This window comes from Pannonibacter phragmitetus (assembly GCF_050510895.1).
GTDB lineage: Bacteria > Pseudomonadota > Alphaproteobacteria > Rhizobiales > Stappiaceae > Pannonibacter > Pannonibacter phragmitetus_B.
This window is the reverse complement of sequence record NZ_JBNINT010000001.1, coordinates 1,161,858-1,180,080: the sequence shown is the minus strand read 5'-3', so window position 1 is coordinate 1,180,080 and position 18,223 is coordinate 1,161,858. Positions and strand designations below refer to the sequence as shown.

The following is an 18,223-nucleotide window of genomic DNA, read 5'->3' as shown; positions in this document are numbered from 1 at the left end:
CCGCGCCTGCGAGCTGGCCTGTGCGGCGGTCATGATTTGTGAAAAAAGCCGGAAGCTTCAGCCAGCAGGTGCGCACCCGCAGCGCCCTCGCCTGTCAGAAAGTCCTCGTTGATCCGGTAGGAACAGCTGCGCCCGCGGATCTCGCAGGTCAGAAGCCCCGCCTCCTTCAGCACCAGCAGGTGCTGGGACACTGTGGACTGGGCCAGCGGCAGGCGAGCCGACAATCTCGCCGCAGCTTGCTTCCTGGCGCTGAATGATTTCCTTCAGAATGCCAATGCGCACCGGATGGCCAAGAGCCCGGAACAGATCTGCCAGTGCCGCGGCTTCAGGATTCCGGCAGAGGTTCTCCTTCGGAGCACAGCACGCTTCCCCGCCGCGGCCGCCACCCGGCAGCTCAGCCTCATGACTGGACATGATCTCTCCCTCTGCCTGCCAGCGTCATCACTGCCAGCAGGCCAATTCATCGCCTAGATACGATGAATACGCTTCCGCGCCAACCCCGGAACGGAAATTCATGCGGAAGAGGCGTCCTGCTGCACGTACCTGTCTGCCCAGTCTCCCGCATCATGCAAAGACAAGCTGGCCTGCGGGTTTTCGCTTGATTGCCTTTTCCCCCGTGTTTGTTAGAACTCGTTGCGGATTTCCGGCCGGGGCAGGCGCCCGGAAATTGCGCACAACTGTATACGTGTCTATGGTGGCACTCCCCGGAGCTGCCCCGGCACCTCCGCCTGACCGTTTCAAACTGTGGGAATGATTGAACATGGCCGACACCGGACGTCCCGACATCATCTACACCAAGGTCGACGAAGCGCCTGAACTGGCGAGCGCGTCGTTCCTGCCGATCATCAAGGCTTTTGCCAAACCGGCAGGGATCTCCATCGGCACCAAGGACATTTCGCTGGCAGGCCGCATCCTCGCCGCCTTCCCGCAGTATCTGACGGACGCGCAGAAGCAGTCTGATGATCTCGCCGAGCTTGGCCGTCTGGTGGTCGAGCCGGATGCCAATGTCATCAAGCTGCCGAACATCTCCGCCTCGCAGCCGCAGCTCAATGCCGCGATCAAGGAACTGCAGTCACAGGGCTATGCCATTCCCTCCTACCCGGACAATCCGGCGACGGACGAGGAAAAGGCGGTGAAGGCCGCTTATGAAGCGATCAAGGGCTCGGCCGTGAACCCGGTTCTGCGCGAAGGTAACTCCGACCGCCGCGCTCCGAATGCGGTGAAGGAATTCGCCAAGAAGAACCCGCATTCGATGGGCGCATGGCTGCCCACCTCCAAGACCCATGTCTCCACCATGGGCAAGGATGACTTTGCCGCCAACGAAAAGTCCGTCACGATTGCCGCTGCCTCTGCAGGCACCGCACGCATCGAATTCGTGGCCAAGGATGGCGCTGTCACCGTTCTGAAGAACAACCTGAAGCTCACCGAAGGCGATGTGCTGGACGCAACCTTCATGAGCGCCAAGGCCCTGACCGCTTTCCTCGAAAAGGAAATTCAGGACGCCAAGGACAAGGGCGTGCTCTTCTCCGTGCACCTCAAGGCGACGATGATGAAGGTCTCCGACCCGATCATCTTCGGCCATGTGGTCAAGACCTTCCTGAAGGACCTCTTCGCGAAGCACGCAGCCACCTTCGCTGAGATTGGCGTCAACCCGGATCTCGGCATCGGCGATCTGGAAGCCAAGATTGCCACGCTGCCTGCTGACAAGGCCGCAGAAATCAAGGCCGATCTCAAGGCTGCGCTCGACAATGGCCCGGCCATGTACATGGTGAACTCGGCCAAGGGCATCACCAACCTGCATGTCTCGTCCGACGTCATCATCGACGCTTCGATGCCTGCCCTCATCCGCGCTGGCGGCAAGGGCTGGGGCCCGGATGGCAAGGAAAATGATGCCAAGTGCGTGATTCCGGACTCGTCCTATGCCGGCGTCTATGACGCAGTGATCGAGTTCTGCAAGAAGAACGGCGCGCTTGACCCGTCCAAGATGGGCACCGTGCCGAATGTCGGTCTGATGGCCCAGAAGGCCGAGGAATACGGCTCGCATCCGCAGACCTTCAAGGCTCAGGCCGATGGCTCCATCCGCATCGTTGATGCCGCTGGCACCACGCTGCTGGAGCATGCGGTTGAAGGCGGCGACATCTGGCGCGCCTGCCTCACCAAGGACGCCCCGATCCGCGACTGGGTGAAGCTCGGCGTCAGCCGTGCCCGCCTCTCCGGCATGCCGGGCGTGTTCTGGCTGGACAAGAACCGCGCCCATGATGCCGAACTGATCAAGAAGGTGGAAGCCTATCTGCCGGAGCATGACACGTCGGGTCTCGACCTGCAGATCATGTCGCCGAGCGATGCAGCCCGCTACTCGACGGAGAGGATTGCCAAGGGCCTCGACACCATCTCCATCACCGGCAACGTGCTGCGCGACTATCTGACGGACCTCTATCCGATCCTGGAAGTCGGCACCTCGGCCAAGATGCTGTCCATCGTGCCGCTGATGAACGGCGGTGGCCTGTTTGAAACGGGCGCCGGCGGCTCTGCCCCGAAGCACGTGCAGCAGCTGGTGGAAGAGAACTACCTGCGCTGGGACTCGCTCGGCGAATTCTGCGCCCTCGGCGCCTCGCTGGAGCATCTGGCCCAGGTCAAGTCCAACGCCAAGGCCCAGGTTCTGGCCGACGCACTGGACAAGGCCATCGAGAAGCTGCTGGACAACGACAAGTCCCCGCAGCGTAAGGTCGGCCAGCTCGACAACCGCGGCAGCCACTTCTACATCGCGCTCTACTGGGCACAGGGCCTTGCCGCACAGGACAAGGACGCCGAGCTGAAGGCGTATTTCGCCCCGGTCGCAGAGGCCCTGACTGCCAATGAGGCGAAGATCGTGGCGGAACTCAACGGTGTGCAGGGCAAGGCGGCTGACCTCGACGGCTACTACCACGCCCCGGCCGAAAAGGTCGCAGCAGTCATGCGCCCGAGCGCCACGCTGAACGCCATCATCGGCTAAGGCTGATCAGCGCATTGAATGCAGAAGGGCGGCCCACCGGGCCGCCCTTTTTCGTTTGTTGGACAGTTCCTTCCGGGTCATCCTTGGTGTAATTCCTGGAGACTTGGGGCCTGCTCATTTGCAGAAAGGTGCCGCAAACCACTGCAGATAAGGCACGTAGGGTCTCATACGCCTGCCTCTCGGCTTTCCACTCCTCATAAACGCTCTGCAAGCGAGTGGTCCCCGGGTCTGCGCTTCGCTCCGCCCGGGGTGACGCTGAGTATGAGGCCCGCCAGAGCTTATCCCTCCGCTTCAGCCGCGCGGGCACAGCTCTGTACACATGGCACGGTGTCACCCCGGCCAAGCGCAGCGCGAGCCGGGGCCTACTCGCTCGCAGAGGGGTGCCGTTGTCTCAAGCCGCGCCGTGGCAGGGATTTACGAAAACCTCTGCCACCTACGCCACTCTGACAGCTCTGAAAACGAATTCCCCCAGAATCTCCGCTTTGCTTCATCCCGGGCGCCGCCGCCCCTTCATCCGCTCAAAGCCGCTTTTCGAAGAAGAAATCCGGATAGGGATCATCGTTGAAGCGGTCGATTTCGGTCCAACCTTCCTTGCGGTAGAAGTTGACCGCCTCGGGCAAAGCCTTGTTCGTATCGAGGCGCAGCAGGCCTATGCCGAGTTCGCGGGCAGCCGCTTCGGTCTTCGCCATCAGCTTGCGGGCAAGGCCGAGGCCACGGGCGGCAGGCGAGACCCACAGGCGCTTGATCTCCGCATAGCCTTTGTCGGTACCCTTGAGTCCGGCACAGCCTAAAGGCATGCCGTCCGAGAGGGTGACAAAGAACGCGCCCTTCGGCCGCATCATGCTTTGCGCATCCGGATCTGCGGACAGCGATACCTGAAAGCCGCCCTCGAACCGCCGGTCCAGCTCGGCGTAATATTGCTCAAGGCAGTAGCGTGCGGTTTCAGAGCGCGGATCCACTTCCTCGAAGCTCCAGCGCTCGCGCCCCAGAGCCGAGGCAATCAGATCCATGGCATCCAGCAAGGCTTGAGGATGGGCATGGCTTTGCAGCAGCCGCTCTGCCCGCTCATCGGACAGATTTTCATAGATCTCGAACTCCGCCTGCCCTGCGGCGGTCAGCTGCGCCCGGCGCTTGCGGGCATCATCCGGATCTGGGGTCATCTCGATCATGCCCTCCTCCTCCAGAGACCGGAGAAGACGGCTCATAAGCCCGGAGTCGAGCCCGAGATAGGAGCGGATGGCCGCCACATCCGTGCGGCCATGCCCGATGGCGTTGAGAACACGGGCCGCACCCAGCGGACGGCCACGGCCAAGAAACGACGTATCCAGCGCACCCACCTCGGAAGTGACGGCACGGCTGAAACGGCGGAAACGGGAGATATCGTTCAACATGATTTATCTGACTTAAGTCAGGTAAATCATGTTGTCAAAGGATTTGGCTGACGATATGCCCGGCCGGGGAATAGCTCTGGCGTTTTTATTTCGCCACGGTGAGCCACGTCCGCGCCACTCAATCGTCCAGTTTCAATAATGATAGCGCAGCTGCGCGATCTCGAGGCTCTGCGCCCCGGCTTTGCCGGACACACGGTAGACAAAGCGATGGTCATCGGCGATCCGGCGGGACCACCATCCTGTCAGATCGCCCTTCAGCGGTTCGGGCTTGCCTGTTCCACCAAAGGGCTGCCGTCTGGCTTCCTTGATCAGTGAATTGACGCGCTCAAGCCCCTTCTCCCGGCCCGGCTGCTGCCACCAGAGATAATCCTCCCAGGCCTGATCCGAGAAGACGAGCTTCACAGATCAACCTCACGCTCCTTGCCTTCGCCTGCCGTCAGCTGCGCAATCGCGGCCTGCAGCCGCCGGGCATTTTCCGGGCTCTTCTGCAAATGCAGCGTCTCCTGAATGGAATTGAATTCGTCCAACGACATGATCACGACGGCTTCCCGCTTCTTACGGGTCACGATCACCTCCACCCGGTCATGGATCACCCGGTCCATAACGTCTTTGAGGGACGAACGCGCATCGGTATAAGTCATCACGTCCATGGAACCGCTCCTTGCTTACGCCGTACATATGCACAGAATCTTGTACAATTCAATGAGCATCATTTCCGAACCGTCACCTGCTCCCGCACCCACTCCAGATACGCCGCGCTGCCCTTCACCACCTCGAAGGCATAGATTGCGGGCAGGTCGTAGGAATGGAGGCGCTGGATGAGGGCCTCGAGAGCGGGATAGGCATCAGCCTCCGTTTTCATCGTCAGGCGCACCTCGCAGCCCTCGTTCACCTTGCCCTGCCACATATAGATGCTGGTGATGTCCTCCATATGCACGCAGGCTGCCAGCCCGGCCTCCACGGCGGCACGCGCGATTGTCCGCGCTTCCTCTTTCGTCTCCGTCGTCGTGCAAACGGCAAGAAGCATCTGTCTCAAGGCCTCCGGTGGACGGGATGGCAATCAGAAATCCCTGTCATGTTCGCCCAGCATGTCAGGCAGCAGTCTCCTCTGCCAGAATTTTTCAAGATTTTGCCGCATTCTGCGGAACCATCCCCAGCCCCACAAGTTCAGTTAACATCAACGCCGCCCCCCAAAAGCGGCGTATTGTGGGCCTGCATCTGATGTTCCGGCCCTCTCATCCGAAAACAGGCAACTCCGGCAGGACCGGAAACAACTGTCCAAGGACCCAATAATGGCACGAATTTTCACTTTCGGACTATTGCTGATAGTCGGGCTGATACTCATTGCCGGCGGCGGTTGGCTGGCAATTCTTGATGGCAGCCCGTACTACGTACTCACCGGCCTTGCCTTTCTGGCAACGGCATATCTGGTATTGCGAAGACAGTCCTCCGCGCTTTGGCTTTACGCAGCAATAGTGGCATCGACCCTGGGCTGGGCCATGTGGGAGGTCGGGCTCGACTGGTGGGCGCTGGCACCTCGCGGTGGCGTCATCATGATCATCGGCCTCTGGATGCTTTCTCCTGGGTGCGCCGCAGCCTCAAGGGAGCCAAAACAGACACCCCGGCCTCACGCGGGCATGCAGCACCGGCATTTGGACTGGCAGCTGTCATGCTGGCCGCATTTGCAGTGGCCGGGATTTCCATGGCCAACGATCCCCACGACCTTCAGGGCGAGCTGCCGATGCAGACCGTCACGGCCGATCCTGCGACCGGCAACGGCATGCCTGACGGAGATTGGCACCAGTATGGCCGCAGCAACTACGGCCAGCGCTATTCTCCGCTCGCTCAGATTACCCCTGAAAACGTCCAGAACCTTGAAACGGCATGGACGTTCCAGACAGGTGACACCAAACAGCCGGGCGACACGAAGGAAACGACCTATCAGGTCACCCCTCTCAAGATCGGCGACACGCTTTACCTTTGCACCCCGCACAACTGGGCCATTGCGCTTGATGCCGTCTCGGGCCAGCAAAAGTGGAAGTATGACCCGGGCATTGGCCCAAACACCAGCCGCCAGCACCAGACCTGCCGGGGCGTGACCTACTGGTCAGACACCCAGATGGCAGATGGCGAGCGTTGCAAGGAGCGGATCTATCTCCCGACGTCTGACGCCCGGCTGATTGCGCTGAACAAGGAAGACGGCACAGTCTGTGAGAGCTTCGCCCAGAATGGCTCGCTGGATCTGAGCCAGCACATGAAGTACAACCCGGAAGGCTACTACTACTCGACGTCGCCGCCACTCGCCGTTGATGGCAAGATCATTATTGGTGGCGCAGTGAATGACAATTTCTCGCTCTATGAGCAGTCCGGCGTCATCCGCGCATTTGATGCCCGCACCGGCGATCTCGTCTGGAACTGGGATTCCGGCAACCCGGATGTCACTGCGCCGCTGACTGGAGACGAGACCTACACCACCAACTCACCCAATAGCTGGTCTGTCGCAAGTGCCGATGCGGAGCTCGGACTTGTCTATATCCCGATGGGCAACCAGGTGCCCGATCAGCTCGGCATGAACCGCAGCGAAGCCGTCGAGAAATACTCCTCCTCCCTCACTGCGCTGGACATCAACACCGGGCAAGTGCGCTGGGTGCGCCAGTTCGTCCACCACGACCTCTGGGATATGGATGTCCCCGCCCAGCCGGTGCTGATTGACCTGAAACAGCAGGATGGTTCCGTCGTCCCTGCCGTTGTGCAACCCACCAAGCAGGGCGACATCTATGTCCTGAACCGGGCAACGGGCGAACCCATCATACCTGTCGAGGAAGTGAAGACCGGTAGCACCAGGACCATCCCCGAAGACCATGCTTCCCCGGTTCAGCCGCAGTCGGCACTGTCCTTCAATCCGCCGCCGCTCACCGGCAAGGATATGTGGGGCGTCACGATGTTCGACCAGCTGGCTTGCCGCCTGAAGTTCCATTCCCTGAACTATGCCGGCCGCTACACGCCGCCCTCGCTTGAAGGCAGCATCATCTACCCCGGCAACTTTGGCACCTTCAACTGGGGCTCTGTCGCGGTTGACCCGGAACGGCAGGTGATGTTTGCGATGCCTGTCTATCTGGCCTTCACGTCGCAGCTTGTTCCGAAATCCGAAATCCCGCCGAAAGGCGCGGATGAGAAAGCCAGCGAACAGGGGCTGAACCGGAACGAGGGCGCGGATTACGGCGTGTTCATGGGCCCGCTTTACAGCCCTCTCTCCCTGCCCTGCCAGCAGCCTCCCTGGGGCTATGTTGCAGGTGTCGATCTGAGCACCGGCAAGATTGCCTACAAGCACAAGAATGGCACAGTGCAGGATCTCGCTCCGGTGCCTGTCCCCATCAAGATGGGCGTCCCCGGCATTGGCGGTCCGATGATCACCAAGGGCGGCGTGGTTTTCATGGGGGCTGCCGTGGACAACTATCTGCGCGCCTATGACCTAACCACCGGCAAGGAGCTCTGGAAGGGCCGTCTGCCTGCGGGCGGCCAGGCAACGCCGATGAGCTACGAAGTCAACGGCACCCAATATGTGCTGATCGTTGCGGGCGGACACGGCTCCATCGGCACCACACCGGGCGATTATGTCATCGCCTACAAACTGCCCTGACGGAGGTTGCCCCATTCCATAAGGGGCAAGCTCAAACGAACTGAGCATGACGGCGGCCTTCAGCAGAAGGCTGCCGTTTTTGCGTCATGGCCCAAAATGCTATGTTCTCAGGGAGGCTGGAACAGGCAAAGCCTTGATGAATGACTCCAGCCTATTGCCTTCGCACGTGCAAAATCGTATACACGCGAACACAATCCAGTTTCCGCAACCCAGACAAGGCCCAGAACCCATGGCAAAGATCAAGGTAGCGAACCCGGTCGTCGATATCGACGGCGATGAGATGACCCGCATCATCTGGCAGTTCATCAAAGACAAGCTCATCTTCCCCTATCTGGATATCGACCTCGATTATTACGATCTGTCGATCCAGAAGCGCGATGAAACCGGTGACCAGATCACCATTGATGCGGCCAATGCCATCAAGAAACATGGTGTTGGTGTCAAATGCGCGACAATCACGCCCGATGAGGCCCGCGTCGAGGAATTCAGCCTCAAGAAAATGTGGAAGTCGCCGAACGGCACCATCCGCAACATTCTCGGCGGCGTCATCTTCCGCGAGCCGATCATCATCCGCAACGTACCGCGCCTCGTGCCGGGCTGGACGCAGCCGATCATCGTTGGCCGCCATGCCTTCGGCGACCAGTACCGCGCCACCGACTTCCGCTTCCCCGGCAAGGGCAAGCTGACAATCACCTTCACCGGTGAAGACGGCAGCGTCATCGAACACGAGGTCTATGACGCACCGTCCGCCGGTGTCGCCATGGCCATGTACAATCTCGATGACTCGATCATCGACTTCGCCCGCGCTTCCTTCAACTACGCCCTGCAGCGCGGCGTGCCCTGCTATCTCTCCACCAAGAACACGATCCTGAAAGCCTATGACGGCCGCTTCAAGGATCTGTTCCAGGAGGTTTTCGACAAGGAGTTCAAGGACGCCTTTGCCGAAAAGAAGATCTGGTACGAGCACCGCCTGATCGACGACATGGTGGCTTCGGCGCTGAAGTGGTCCGGCGGCTATGTCTGGGCCTGCAAGAACTATGACGGTGACGTGCAGTCCGACATCGTGGCGCAGGGCTTCGGCTCGCTCGGCCTGATGACTTCCGTGCTGATGACGCCGGATGGCAAGACGGTGGAAGCGGAAGCCGCCCACGGCACCGTCACCCGCCACTACCGCCAGCACCAGCGCGGCGAGCAGACCTCCACCAACCCGATCGCCTCGATCTTCGCCTGGACCCGTGGCCTCGCCCACCGCGCCAAGCTGGACGGCAATACGGATCTGGCCAAGTTTGCCCAGACGCTCGAGAAGGTCTGCATTGAAACGGTGGAAGCCGGCTTCATGACCAAGGACCTCGCGCTGCTTGTCGGCCCGGACCAGAACTGGCTGACCACGACCGGCTTCCTCGACAAGATCGAGAGCAACCTGCAGAAGGCCATGGCGGGCTGAGGCTTTCCGGTTTCAGGACAAGATAATGAATGGCCCGGGCCTCCCCGGGCCGTTTGCGTTTCTGCCGCCACCTTACAGGTATGAACGCAGCAGGGGGGACGCAGGAAGACTGGAAATTTCCATGCCGATCGGGCACGGATAACTACGGCTCAGCCAGAGTGGCGGGGTCATGCACTCCGTTTGCAGAAAGTTCGTTTCAATGCGGTCCTTTCAGAGCCCCGGCGCAAGGCTGCGGCACCTTCTGGCAGTCACCCTGTTTCAGGCTGCCCTTCCCCTTTCCCTCGCAACCGGCGCTATCCTTCCCACAGTGATGACGGCTCCCGCGATGGCGGAGAAGGCCTATGAGCCCGAGCGCGGCAGTGATGAGCGCACTGCCATTCTCGACTCGGCCCGCCCAATCATGGAAGTGCGCGTCGGCGCGCCGGTCGAGTTCTCCGTCCGCCACATGCGCGTTGCCGATGTCTGGGCCTTCGCCATCCTCGATCCTCAGCGCCCTGGCGGGAAGGAGATCGACCTCAGCAAGACGCTGATTGCCGAGGAAATGGAATACCGCGATGGACCCGGGCTTTTCGTGCTGCTGCGGGAAGTAGACGGCTACTGGTACGTGGTCGACTTCGCCATCGGGCCGACGGATGTCTACTGGCTGGGTCAGCCACTCTATGACCAGCTGCCCAAGGGCCTGCTGCCGGTCATCAACTGATCAACGTGCGGTGAAATCCAGGGGCATCGCCAGCATGCCATGACCTGGCCCGGCCTTTCCCTAACATCAAGTCTGTTCATCAGGCGGCAGATCGAGTGCTTCCGCCTGATGAAGTTCCTCCTCGGAGATGTCACTGGATGGTCCTTTACCGGCTACCCGGCGGCGGCGGGCCTCGTCAACAATCCGGCTGGCAATCTGAGAGTTGCGCGCCATCAGATGCCGTAGCGCGGTCCGCTCGAGCACAAGCAACTGGGTGCGGACCTGAGCACGCACAGTCGCGGCCCGGCGGCGGCCGGACAGAAGCGCCATTTCCCCGAAGAACGCTCCCTCCCCGAGCAGCACCCTGTCATGCGGCAGCATGATCTCGACTTCCCCGCTGGCGACGAAGTACATGCAATCGGCAACATCACCGCGCTCTGCGATGACTTCCCCGGCAAGAACCGTGTGCGAGCGCAATAGCTTCGCCACTTCCGCCACTTCAGAAGCCTTCAGGTCCTCAAACAGTGGCACGCGCGAAACCATGGACCACGTGACGACAAAATCGCGGCTATGGACCTCCCTCGCGAATGCCGACGCGATAATACCGACCGGCAGGGCAAGAAGGGCGTAGCCCGTCAGCATCACCAGGCCGCCGATCACCTTGCCCAAGGGCGTAATGGGCACCACGTCGCCATAGCCAACCGTGGTGGCAGTGGTGACAGCCCACCACATGGCGGCAGGAATGCTGCCAAAGCTCTCCGGCTGATCATCATGCTCAACCATGTACATCAGCGTTGCTGCGACAAGGATCACCCCGACGATAATTATCAAGGATCCGGCAAGCGCCCGGCGCTCCCCGCTATCGCCGACGAGAGCGACCGGAGCGCGGGCGAGTATCGCGCCAGCTTCAGAAAACGCAGAAGTCTGAGAATTGAAAGCGCCGGCAGCGCCGAAACTGGCACGACAAACACCAGAACAAGCGGCAGCACCGCCAGAAAATCGATCACGGCCATCGGGGACAAGGCATAACGCAGCCTCGCTACAGCCGCTCCGTGCCCGCGAAAGGAAGGATGAAGATCCGCCACATAAATCCGGAGGGCATATTCAATGGCAAAAACAAACCCTGCGAAGAACTGAAAATCCGCCAGGAGAGCCCCGTGACGTTCGAAGATCTCGGGAACAGTCTCGAGAATTGAAACGCCTACTGTTGCGATAATAAAACCGACAAGCAATGCACTGGCGAAGGCAGAGACCCGGTCTCCGTCCCGCCCCTCTTCAAGAATCCGATAAATGATCTTCTTGTATGTCATACCAATGACCCACTCATACCCCACGGCCGCGGGGCATCCCACACATTTATTCCTATAAGTATAAATAGACATAAATACTTACTGGCCATTTTTACCACTTTCATGAAATAGATAATCATGGCTTTAACGAAACATTTCCAGAATTACATGCACAGTCAAACGGTTCCCGATCACGGTGGTGTGAGCATCACATATGACCGTCATGGATTTCGATTTAGACAAGGTGGATTTCCGTAAGGCTTTGCAAGCACTGCCATATGGTGCCTGGATACTCGACGCTGACGGATACTATGTCTTTCAGAACAGCATTGACATTTCCACCTATGGAGACCTGACCGGAAGGCGGGCACAGGAAAGCTGGCTGCCGGAAGACCAGGCTGCAGATTGGCAGCAGTATCACGAGCGTGTTCTGAAGGGCGAGCAGATCCGCTACAGCCGTCATGTCACCACGCGGGAAGGCCTCCAATACATCGAGACAACACTCGTGCCCTTGATGCGCAAGGGGAAGGTAGCGGGTGCGCTTGGTATTGCGGTCAACAACACCCCGTGGATGACGGCACAGAATGAGGCCGATCAGGCCCGCGCTCTTCTGGATGACGTGCTGGAAACCATCCCGGATGCACTGGCAGCCTATAACAGCGAAGACCGGCTCATCCTCTTCAATGCAGCTTACAAGGATCTCTACAGCTACTCGGCTCCCGCCATCCGGCTCGGTGAGAAATTTGAGACCATCCTGCGCTACGGGCTGGAGACCGGACAATATCTGGACGCCGGCACGACGCCAGAGGAGAAGGAAAAATGGCTGCGGACACGCCTTGCCAACCACCGCAATCCGCCCGGCAAGGCCCTGATCCAGAAGCTGCCAAACGGACGCTGGCTGCATGTGCGCGAGCGCAAGTCTGCCTCCGGCAACATCGTCGGCGTGAGGACCGATGTGACCGCGCTGAAAGCCGCAGAAGTAGCTGTACGGCAGACGGCAGAAACGGATTCCTTAACCGGCATTGCCAACCGCAGCGTCCTCATTACCGCGCTTCAGCGCACTCTCAAGGGCTTTCGCTCATCCGACCGTATGGGCGCTCTCATTCTGCTAGATGTAGATCACTTCAAGTCCATCAACGACACGCTTGGCCATGATGCGGGAGACCAGGTGCTCAAGACGGTGGCCAAACGCCTGCGGCAGACCTTGCGCGGCGAGGATACCGTTGCCCGGCTCGGCGGAGATGAATTCGCGGTGCTTGTCACCGGCTTCGAAAGGGAAGAAGCCAGCGAGGTGGTCGCCAATGCGCTGCATAAGGCCCTGACGAAGGAGATGACGGCCGGAAGCCGGCAACTTCGGCCCGGCATCTCGATGGGCATTGCCCTCTTCCCCAGAGATGGCAACACGGTGGATGAACTGTTCAAGAATGCAGACAGCGCCCTCTACAAGACGAAGGAAAACGGCCGCAACGGCTGGACACTGTTCGATGAGCAACTTGGGCGTAGATTGCACCGGGCGGCCGAGATCAAGACCGCCCTTACAGAGGCTCTGCTAGCGGGAGACATCGCCGTCGCCCTGCAACCCATTATCAATATTTCGACCGGACGGCACCACGGCTTTGAAAGCCTTGCCCGCTGGAACAGGCACGGCGAAGACATGCCACCCTCCGAGTTTGTCGCCATAGCAGAAGACGCCGGAATGGGGCTGGCGCTCGGCCAGGAGCTTTTCGAGAAGAGCTGCCAGAGCTTTGCAGCCCTAGAGAGCGCAGGGCTTTGCGCGGGCTCTCTGTCGGTCAACCTGGGTCTCGCCCAGCTGAAATGTGACAGCCTGCCTGCCATATTGCACGAGAGCCTTGTCCGCCACGGCCTGACGCCGGACAGGCTGGTCCTCGAGATTACAGAGACCGTGCTGCTCGACCGCTCCGCCTTTCAGATCGGCAGAACCCTTGAACACCTGCATGACATGGGTTTTCAGCTGTCGCTTGATGATTTCGGCACCGGCTTTGCCTCCCTGACGCATCTGCGTCAGTTCCCGGTCTCCGGCGTCAAGATAGACCGGTCTTTCACCACATGTGTCACCACCTCCCGTCAGGACGCCGTGATTGTGGAAACTATGATCCATCTGGCAAAGGGCCTGGGGATCAGCATTGTCGCCGAAGGGGTGGAGGATGAGAGGCAGCTGACATTCCTGAGAGACGCGGGCTGCACCTATGCTCAGGGCTACTTCCTGGCACCGCCTTTGCGGGATGCCGCCAGCCAGCATGCCTGGCTGGGAGACAGATCAGCGAAAATGAAAGCTGTACAGAGTTGACCAGCGTTCCGGTCTGAACGTTGCAGCCCAGTTCAGGCAAGCTGGCGCTCACCATCTCCCTTTTTCCACTCTGCTCCGCTGCAGCCTCATGCACCAAACGAGATCTGTGGCAGCCGGCGGAAGCAGTTCCTACCCGAGCGTTTGGCGAGATAAAGCGCGCGGTCGGCTTCGGCAAACAGCTGTTCGTAAGAGGAGTTGGAGCCAGAAGTGTCGGCCACACCCGTGCTGATCGTGATCGGAACAGCCTTGCCGGCATGTTCCATCTGCAACACGGCTGCAGCGCGGCAAAGCTGCGCAGCCAGCATGTCCAGATGCGGTCCCGTCAAGCCGGGCAAGAAAATGCCGAACTCCTCCCCGCCGATCCGCGCCGCAAACAACCGGTCACCGGCGAGCTGTTCAAGCATCGCCGCAAAATTCTGCAGCACAGCATCACCGCACTGGTGGCCATGGCGGTCATTGATCTGTTTGAAATGGTCAACATCAGCGATCAGCAGCGTGCCGCCCCCGCCCGTTGCCAGAGACTGCTCGACCTGTCGCAAAAAGGCGCGCCGGTTTGGCAATCCTGTCAGTTCATCCGTGTCCGCCAGATGACGCATAGCCTCGGCCATGCGCTCGTTCGACAGCACAATTCCCAGAAACACCGCCGCAACGGTGTGCATCAGCGACAGGAAGAGCAGCCCGAAGAACCAGTCAGAGCTGGGAATGAGTCCGTCGAACCGGACGGGGAAGAGGAAGGGCAGCGGCAGGGCAGCAAGATGCACAATAGCAAAGCTGGTATAGACAGCGGCGGCCGCCCGCGCCGAAGGCAAGCCCTCTTCACGGATGCTGCGCCGCAGCTCAGACGCTGTCAGCAGAAAGAAGAGCCCAGCGATTGCAAGCGCGTAGACCATACGCCAGAGCGCTGCAATATCCTGACTTTCATCAAGGGCACGGCTAAGTGGCACAATACCAATTGCAGCTAAAACGGACAGCAGATAAGGCACATGCCGGCCGAAAAAGGACCGCATGCCGAGCCAGACGAATCCCAGAGCAGTGACGAAGAGGCCAAAGCCCACGTTGTCGCTGACGGCAAGTGGCACCGTACCCCGCAATGCCATGCACGTACTGCCAGCCGATGCCAGCAGGAAAACAGCCAACCAGAGGCGCAGATATGTGGAGCCTGGATAGCGCACGACAGCTGCCACCAGCGTCAGCATAAACACTGCATAGACGCCAGAAAGACCAAGCAGCATCGCTGGCACAGAAAAAGAAGCTCCAACGGCACCTCCAGAAACGCAACCCTGCACTTGCAACGCGCAATGAACACGGCCGAGAGCACATTCATCAAGTCCGCGTGGCACCTGAGTAATCTCAGGCCGTGATACGCAAGGCAGCGAGGGCCTTGGTGCAAGAAGCCAGCCAAGGCTATAGGCAAAAAATCAATTATTTCAAAACAAACAACCGGCAGTGCGGCAGAGGCCTCTCAGAAGGCACTTTGCCGCACTGCCGGGTTTCAATTCACTCCAGCGGACTTAAAAGGCCGCTCAGCCTGCGATGGCAGCCTCAATGGCTGCCAGAGCATCCGCAGCCTTGCTGCCATCCGGACCACCGGCCTGCGCCATGTCCGGACGGCCACCGCCGCCCTTGCCGCCAAGGGCCTCAGAGGCGACGCGCACCAGATCCACCGCGCTGAAACGGGAAGTCAGGTCTTCGCTGACACCAACCACGGCACTGCCCTTGCCATCTTCGGAGACCGAAATCAGCACAACGATACCGGAGCCGAGGGCGGTGCGGCTTTCGTCCACCATGCCCTTCAGGTCCTTGGCCGGGATGCCGTCCAGCGCACGGCCAAGGAACTTGACGCCGTTGATCTCACGCGGCTGGTCTGCGCCACCGGAAGCTCCACCGCCCATGGCGAGCTTCTTGCGCGCTTCGGAGAGTTCCTTTTCCATGCGCTTGCGCTCATCCAGCAGCTGGGCAACGCGGGCGGTTATCTCGCCTGCCCCAACCTTCAGAATGGATGCAATCTCACGGACGCGATTGTCCTGCTCGTCGAGATAGGCACGGGCGGCTTCGCCGGTCAGCGCTTCCAGACGGCGCACACCGGCGGCGACAGCGCCTTCGGAGACAAGGCGCACGAGCCCGATATCACCGGTGCGCTTCACATGGGTGCCGCCGCAAAGCTCGACCGAATAGGTCTTGCCTGCCTTTGGACCATGCAGTGCCGTGCCCATGGACACCACACGCACTTCCTCGCCGTATTTCTCGCCGAAGAGTGCCATGGCACCACTTTCGATAGCCTCATCCACCGCCATAAGGCGGGTGTCGACAGGCGCATTCTGCAGGATGATTTCGTTGGCGATGGCCTCGACCTGCTTCAGCTCTGCATCGTCAATCGGCTTGGGGTGGGAGAAGTCGAAGCGCAGGCGGTCCGGCGTGACCAGCGATCCCTTCTGCGCCACATGCGAGCCAAGCACTTCGCGCAGGGCCTCATGCAGCAGATGGGTGGCAGAGTGGTTGGAGCGGATGTGGCTGCGGCGGGAATGGTCCACCATCAGCTCGACACCAAGACCAACCGTCACCGTGCCTTCTTCCACCGTCACCGCATGAATGAAGAGGCCGTCGGCCTTTTCTGGGTCTCGGTGACCTTGAGACGCACACCAGCGGCCTTCATGACGCCAGTGTCGCCAACCTGACCACCGGACTCACCATAGAACGGCGTCTGGTTGAGGATAACGAAGCCCGTCTGTCCAGCCGTCAGCTTGTCCGTTTCCTTGCCATCGGCAACCAGCGCCAGAACGGCGCCTTCCGCATGCTCGGTCTCGTAGCCAAGGAACTCGGTCGCACCGCACTTCTCCTTGAGCGCGAACCAGACCGTATCCGTGGCGCTTTCACCGGAACCGGCCCAGGCTGCACGGGCTTCTGCCTTCTGGCGCTCCATCGCGGATGAAAACCCATCCGTATCCACGGTGATACCGCGGGCGCGCAGGGCGTCCTGCGTCAGATCCAGCGGGAAGCCATAGGTGTCGTAGAGCTTGAAGGCCGTCTCGCCATCCAGTTCGCCGCCCTTGGTGAGGTCAGCGGTCGCCGTGTCGAGGAGGCCAAGGCCGCGCTCCAGCGTCTTGCGGAAACGGGTTTCTTCCAGGCGCAGTGTTTCTGTAATCAGAGCCTCGGCACGCACCAGCTCCGGATAGGCACGGCCCATTTCGCGGATGAGCGCAGGCACCAGCTTCCACATCAGCGGCTCGCGCGCGCCCAGCAGGTGCGCATGGCGCATGCCACGGCGCATGATGCGGCGCAGAACATACCCGCGCCCCTCATTCGACGGCAGCACGCCATCGGCAATCAGGAAGCAGGAGGAACGCAGGTGGTCGGCGATGACGCGGTGGCTGGAACGGGCAGCGCCATCAGCCTCAACGCCAGTCGCATTGACGGAAGCCGAAATCAGGGCGCGGAACAGGTCAATGTCGTAGTTGTCATGCACGCCCTGCAGCACGGCAGCCACACGCTCCAGCCCCATACCGGTGTCGATTGACGGGCGCGGCAGGTTGAAGCGGCCTTCCGGCGTCTGCTCATACTGCATGAACACGAGATTCCAGATCTCGATGAAGCGGTCGCCGTCCTCCTCGGCAGACCCCGGAGGGCCGCCCCAGATATGGTCGCCGTGATCATAGAAGATCTCCGAACAGGGACCACAGGGGCCGGTGTCGCCCATGGTCCAGAAGTTGTCGGATGTCGGGATGCGGATGATCTTGCTGTCGGAAAGACCGGCGACTTTCTTCCAAAGCGCGTGCGCTTCGTCGTCTTCCGAATAGACGGTGACGATCAGGCGCTCTTTCGGCAGGCCGTATTCCTTGGTGATCAGGTTCCAGGCCAGTTCGATGGCCCGTTCCTTGAAATAATCACCGAAGGAGAAGTTGCCCAGCATCTCGAAGAAAGTGTGATGGCGTGCGGTGTAGCCCACATTGTCGAGATCGTTGTGCTTGCCGCCGGCACGCACCACCTTCTGCGCGGTGACGGCGCGGTCGTAGTCGCGTTTCTCCAGGCCGGTGAACACGTTCTTGAACTGGTTCATGCCCGCATTGGTGAACATGAGCGTCGGGTCATTACGCGGCACCAGGGGCTCGACTCCACGACCTGATGGCCATTCTTGGCAAAGTATTCCAGAAACGCTGATCTGATCTCGTTTACGCCGCTCATCTAGGTCTCGCTCTCGATCCATCGGCAGCGCGGGATATTTCCGGCGGGCGCACTCTCCTGCCCCCTGCTCCGGCCTCTCCCGCGCAAGCAGTTCAAAGCCTTTTATCTTTCACCCTTCGGCCTGTCCAGAAGCGAGGCAGCTGCAGCATCTGCATTTGACGCTTGCCTTGAAGGGCGGAAGACAACGCCGGGCAGAAATATTGCTCCAGACAGCAGAAGACCCGCAAAACGCGGGTCCTCAAAACCGTCTGATAAAAGCCGGCAGACATTAAAAGACATTTCACCGGCAGCCAGTGGCCGG

Annotated in this window: 12 protein-coding genes and 2 pseudogenes; 5 read left to right on the top strand and 9 right to left on the bottom strand. The window is 60.3% G+C overall.

Going from position 1 to position 18,223, the window contains the following annotated elements; translation table 11 throughout:
• Positions 1-29: 29 nt before the first annotated feature.
• A complete protein-coding gene (locus ACQB61_RS05475; protein ID WP_430511809.1) occupies positions 30-224 on the bottom strand; it encodes an ArsR/SmtB family transcription factor in 195 nt (64 codons plus the stop codon).
• Between the two features lie 536 nt (positions 225-760).
• On the opposite strand from ACQB61_RS05475, the gene ACQB61_RS05470 reads away from it, so the two are divergent.
• Positions 761-2,992: an NADP-dependent isocitrate dehydrogenase gene (locus tag ACQB61_RS05470; protein ID WP_430511808.1), complete on the top strand. Its 2,232-nt coding sequence runs from the start codon at positions 761-763 to the stop codon at positions 2,990-2,992.
• Between the two features lie 518 nt (positions 2,993-3,510).
• On the opposite strand, the gene ACQB61_RS05465 is transcribed toward ACQB61_RS05470, so the two are convergent.
• The 4 genes from ACQB61_RS05465 to cutA all read right to left on the bottom strand — a co-directional run bounded on the left by ACQB61_RS05465 (position 3,511) and on the right by cutA (position 5,410).
• Positions 3,511-4,383, bottom strand: coding sequence for a bifunctional helix-turn-helix transcriptional regulator/GNAT family N-acetyltransferase (locus tag ACQB61_RS05465; RefSeq protein WP_430511807.1), 873 nt, complete (start codon positions 4,381-4,383; stop codon positions 3,511-3,513).
• Positions 4,384-4,515: 132 nt separating this feature from the next.
• On the bottom strand, positions 4,516-4,785 hold the full coding sequence (locus ACQB61_RS05460; RefSeq protein WP_430511806.1) for a Txe/YoeB family addiction module toxin: 270 nt from the start codon (positions 4,783-4,785) through the stop codon (positions 4,516-4,518).
• On the bottom strand, positions 4,782-5,033 hold the full coding sequence (locus ACQB61_RS05455) for a type II toxin-antitoxin system Phd/YefM family antitoxin (protein ID WP_430511805.1): 252 nt from the start codon (positions 5,031-5,033) through the stop codon (positions 4,782-4,784). Before ACQB61_RS05455 ends, ACQB61_RS05460 begins: the two co-directional genes overlap by 4 nt.
• Before the next feature lie 59 nt (positions 5,034-5,092).
• Positions 5,093-5,410 (bottom strand): divalent-cation tolerance protein CutA, encoded by a 318-nt coding sequence (gene cutA, locus ACQB61_RS05450; protein ID WP_430511804.1) that lies wholly within the window; start codon positions 5,408-5,410, stop codon positions 5,093-5,095.
• Positions 5,411-5,675: 265 nt separating this feature from the next.
• Here cutA and ACQB61_RS05445 point away from each other — a divergent pair.
• The 3 genes and pseudogenes from ACQB61_RS05445 (at position 5,676) to ACQB61_RS05435 (ending at position 10,167) form a co-directional block, all read left to right on the top strand.
• Positions 5,676-8,023 (top strand): annotated as a pseudogene (locus ACQB61_RS05445) (glucose/quinate/shikimate family membrane-bound PQQ-dependent dehydrogenase).
• A 229-nt stretch (positions 8,024-8,252) separates the two neighbouring features.
• Positions 8,253-9,467: an NADP-dependent isocitrate dehydrogenase gene (locus ACQB61_RS05440; RefSeq protein ID WP_430511803.1), complete on the top strand. Its 1,215-nt coding sequence runs from the start codon at positions 8,253-8,255 to the stop codon at positions 9,465-9,467.
• Positions 9,468-9,666: 199 nt separating this feature from the next.
• Positions 9,667-10,167, top strand: a complete 501-nt coding sequence (locus ACQB61_RS05435) for a hypothetical protein (RefSeq protein ID WP_430511802.1) — start codon at positions 9,667-9,669, stop codon at positions 10,165-10,167.
• 66 nt (positions 10,168-10,233) lie between these two features.
• Here ACQB61_RS05435 and ACQB61_RS05430 read toward each other — a convergent pair whose 3' ends face one another.
• Positions 10,234-10,977, bottom strand: a complete 744-nt coding sequence (locus tag ACQB61_RS05430; protein WP_430511801.1) for a cyclic nucleotide-gated ion channel — start codon at positions 10,975-10,977, stop codon at positions 10,234-10,236.
• Positions 10,974-11,456 (bottom strand): ion transporter, encoded by a 483-nt coding sequence (locus tag ACQB61_RS05425; RefSeq protein WP_430511800.1) that lies wholly within the window; start codon positions 11,454-11,456, stop codon positions 10,974-10,976. The genes ACQB61_RS05430 and ACQB61_RS05425 overlap by 4 nt, the downstream gene beginning before the upstream one ends.
• A 202-nt stretch (positions 11,457-11,658) precedes the next feature.
• On the opposite strand from ACQB61_RS05425, the gene ACQB61_RS05420 reads away from it, so the two are divergent.
• A complete protein-coding gene (locus tag ACQB61_RS05420; protein WP_430511799.1) occupies positions 11,659-13,743 on the top strand; it encodes a putative bifunctional diguanylate cyclase/phosphodiesterase in 2,085 nt (694 codons plus the stop codon).
• An 86-nt stretch (positions 13,744-13,829) separates the two neighbouring features.
• Here ACQB61_RS05420 and ACQB61_RS05415 read toward each other — a convergent pair whose 3' ends face one another.
• Both ACQB61_RS05415 and alaS read right to left on the bottom strand, forming a co-directional pair.
• Positions 13,830-14,975 (bottom strand): diguanylate cyclase domain-containing protein, encoded by a 1,146-nt coding sequence (locus ACQB61_RS05415; protein ID WP_430511798.1) that lies wholly within the window; start codon positions 14,973-14,975, stop codon positions 13,830-13,832.
• Positions 14,976-15,266: 291 nt separating this feature from the next.
• A pseudogene (gene alaS / locus ACQB61_RS05410) lies at positions 15,267-17,922 on the bottom strand (alanine--tRNA ligase).
• Between the last annotated feature and the right edge of the window lie 301 nt (positions 17,923-18,223).

What these genes read in the sequence shown, in the direction of transcription:
- cutA (WP_430511804.1), bottom strand. Translation starts at nt 5,410, where the DNA reads ATGCTTCTTGCCGTTTGCACGACGACGGAGACGAAAGAGGAAGCGCGG.
- ACQB61_RS05435 (WP_430511802.1), top strand. Translation starts at nt 9,667, where the DNA reads ATGCGGTCCTTTCAGAGCCCCGGCGCAAGGCTGCGGCACCTTCTGGCA.
- ACQB61_RS05425 (WP_430511800.1), bottom strand. Translation starts at nt 11,456, where the DNA reads ATGACATACAAGAAGATCATTTATCGGATTCTTGAAGAGGGGCGGGAC.
- ACQB61_RS05470 (WP_430511808.1), top strand. Translation starts at nt 761, where the DNA reads ATGGCCGACACCGGACGTCCCGACATCATCTACACCAAGGTCGACGAA.
- ACQB61_RS05465 (WP_430511807.1), bottom strand. Translation starts at nt 4,383, where the DNA reads ATGTTGAACGATATCTCCCGTTTCCGCCGTTTCAGCCGTGCCGTCACT.
- ACQB61_RS05440 (WP_430511803.1), top strand. Translation starts at nt 8,253, where the DNA reads ATGGCAAAGATCAAGGTAGCGAACCCGGTCGTCGATATCGACGGCGAT.
- ACQB61_RS05455 (WP_430511805.1), bottom strand. Translation starts at nt 5,033, where the DNA reads ATGGACGTGATGACTTATACCGATGCGCGTTCGTCCCTCAAAGACGTT.
- ACQB61_RS05415 (WP_430511798.1), bottom strand. Translation starts at nt 14,975, where the DNA reads ATGCTGCTTGGTCTTTCTGGCGTCTATGCAGTGTTTATGCTGACGCTG.
- ACQB61_RS05420 (WP_430511799.1), top strand. Translation starts at nt 11,659, where the DNA reads ATGGATTTCGATTTAGACAAGGTGGATTTCCGTAAGGCTTTGCAAGCA.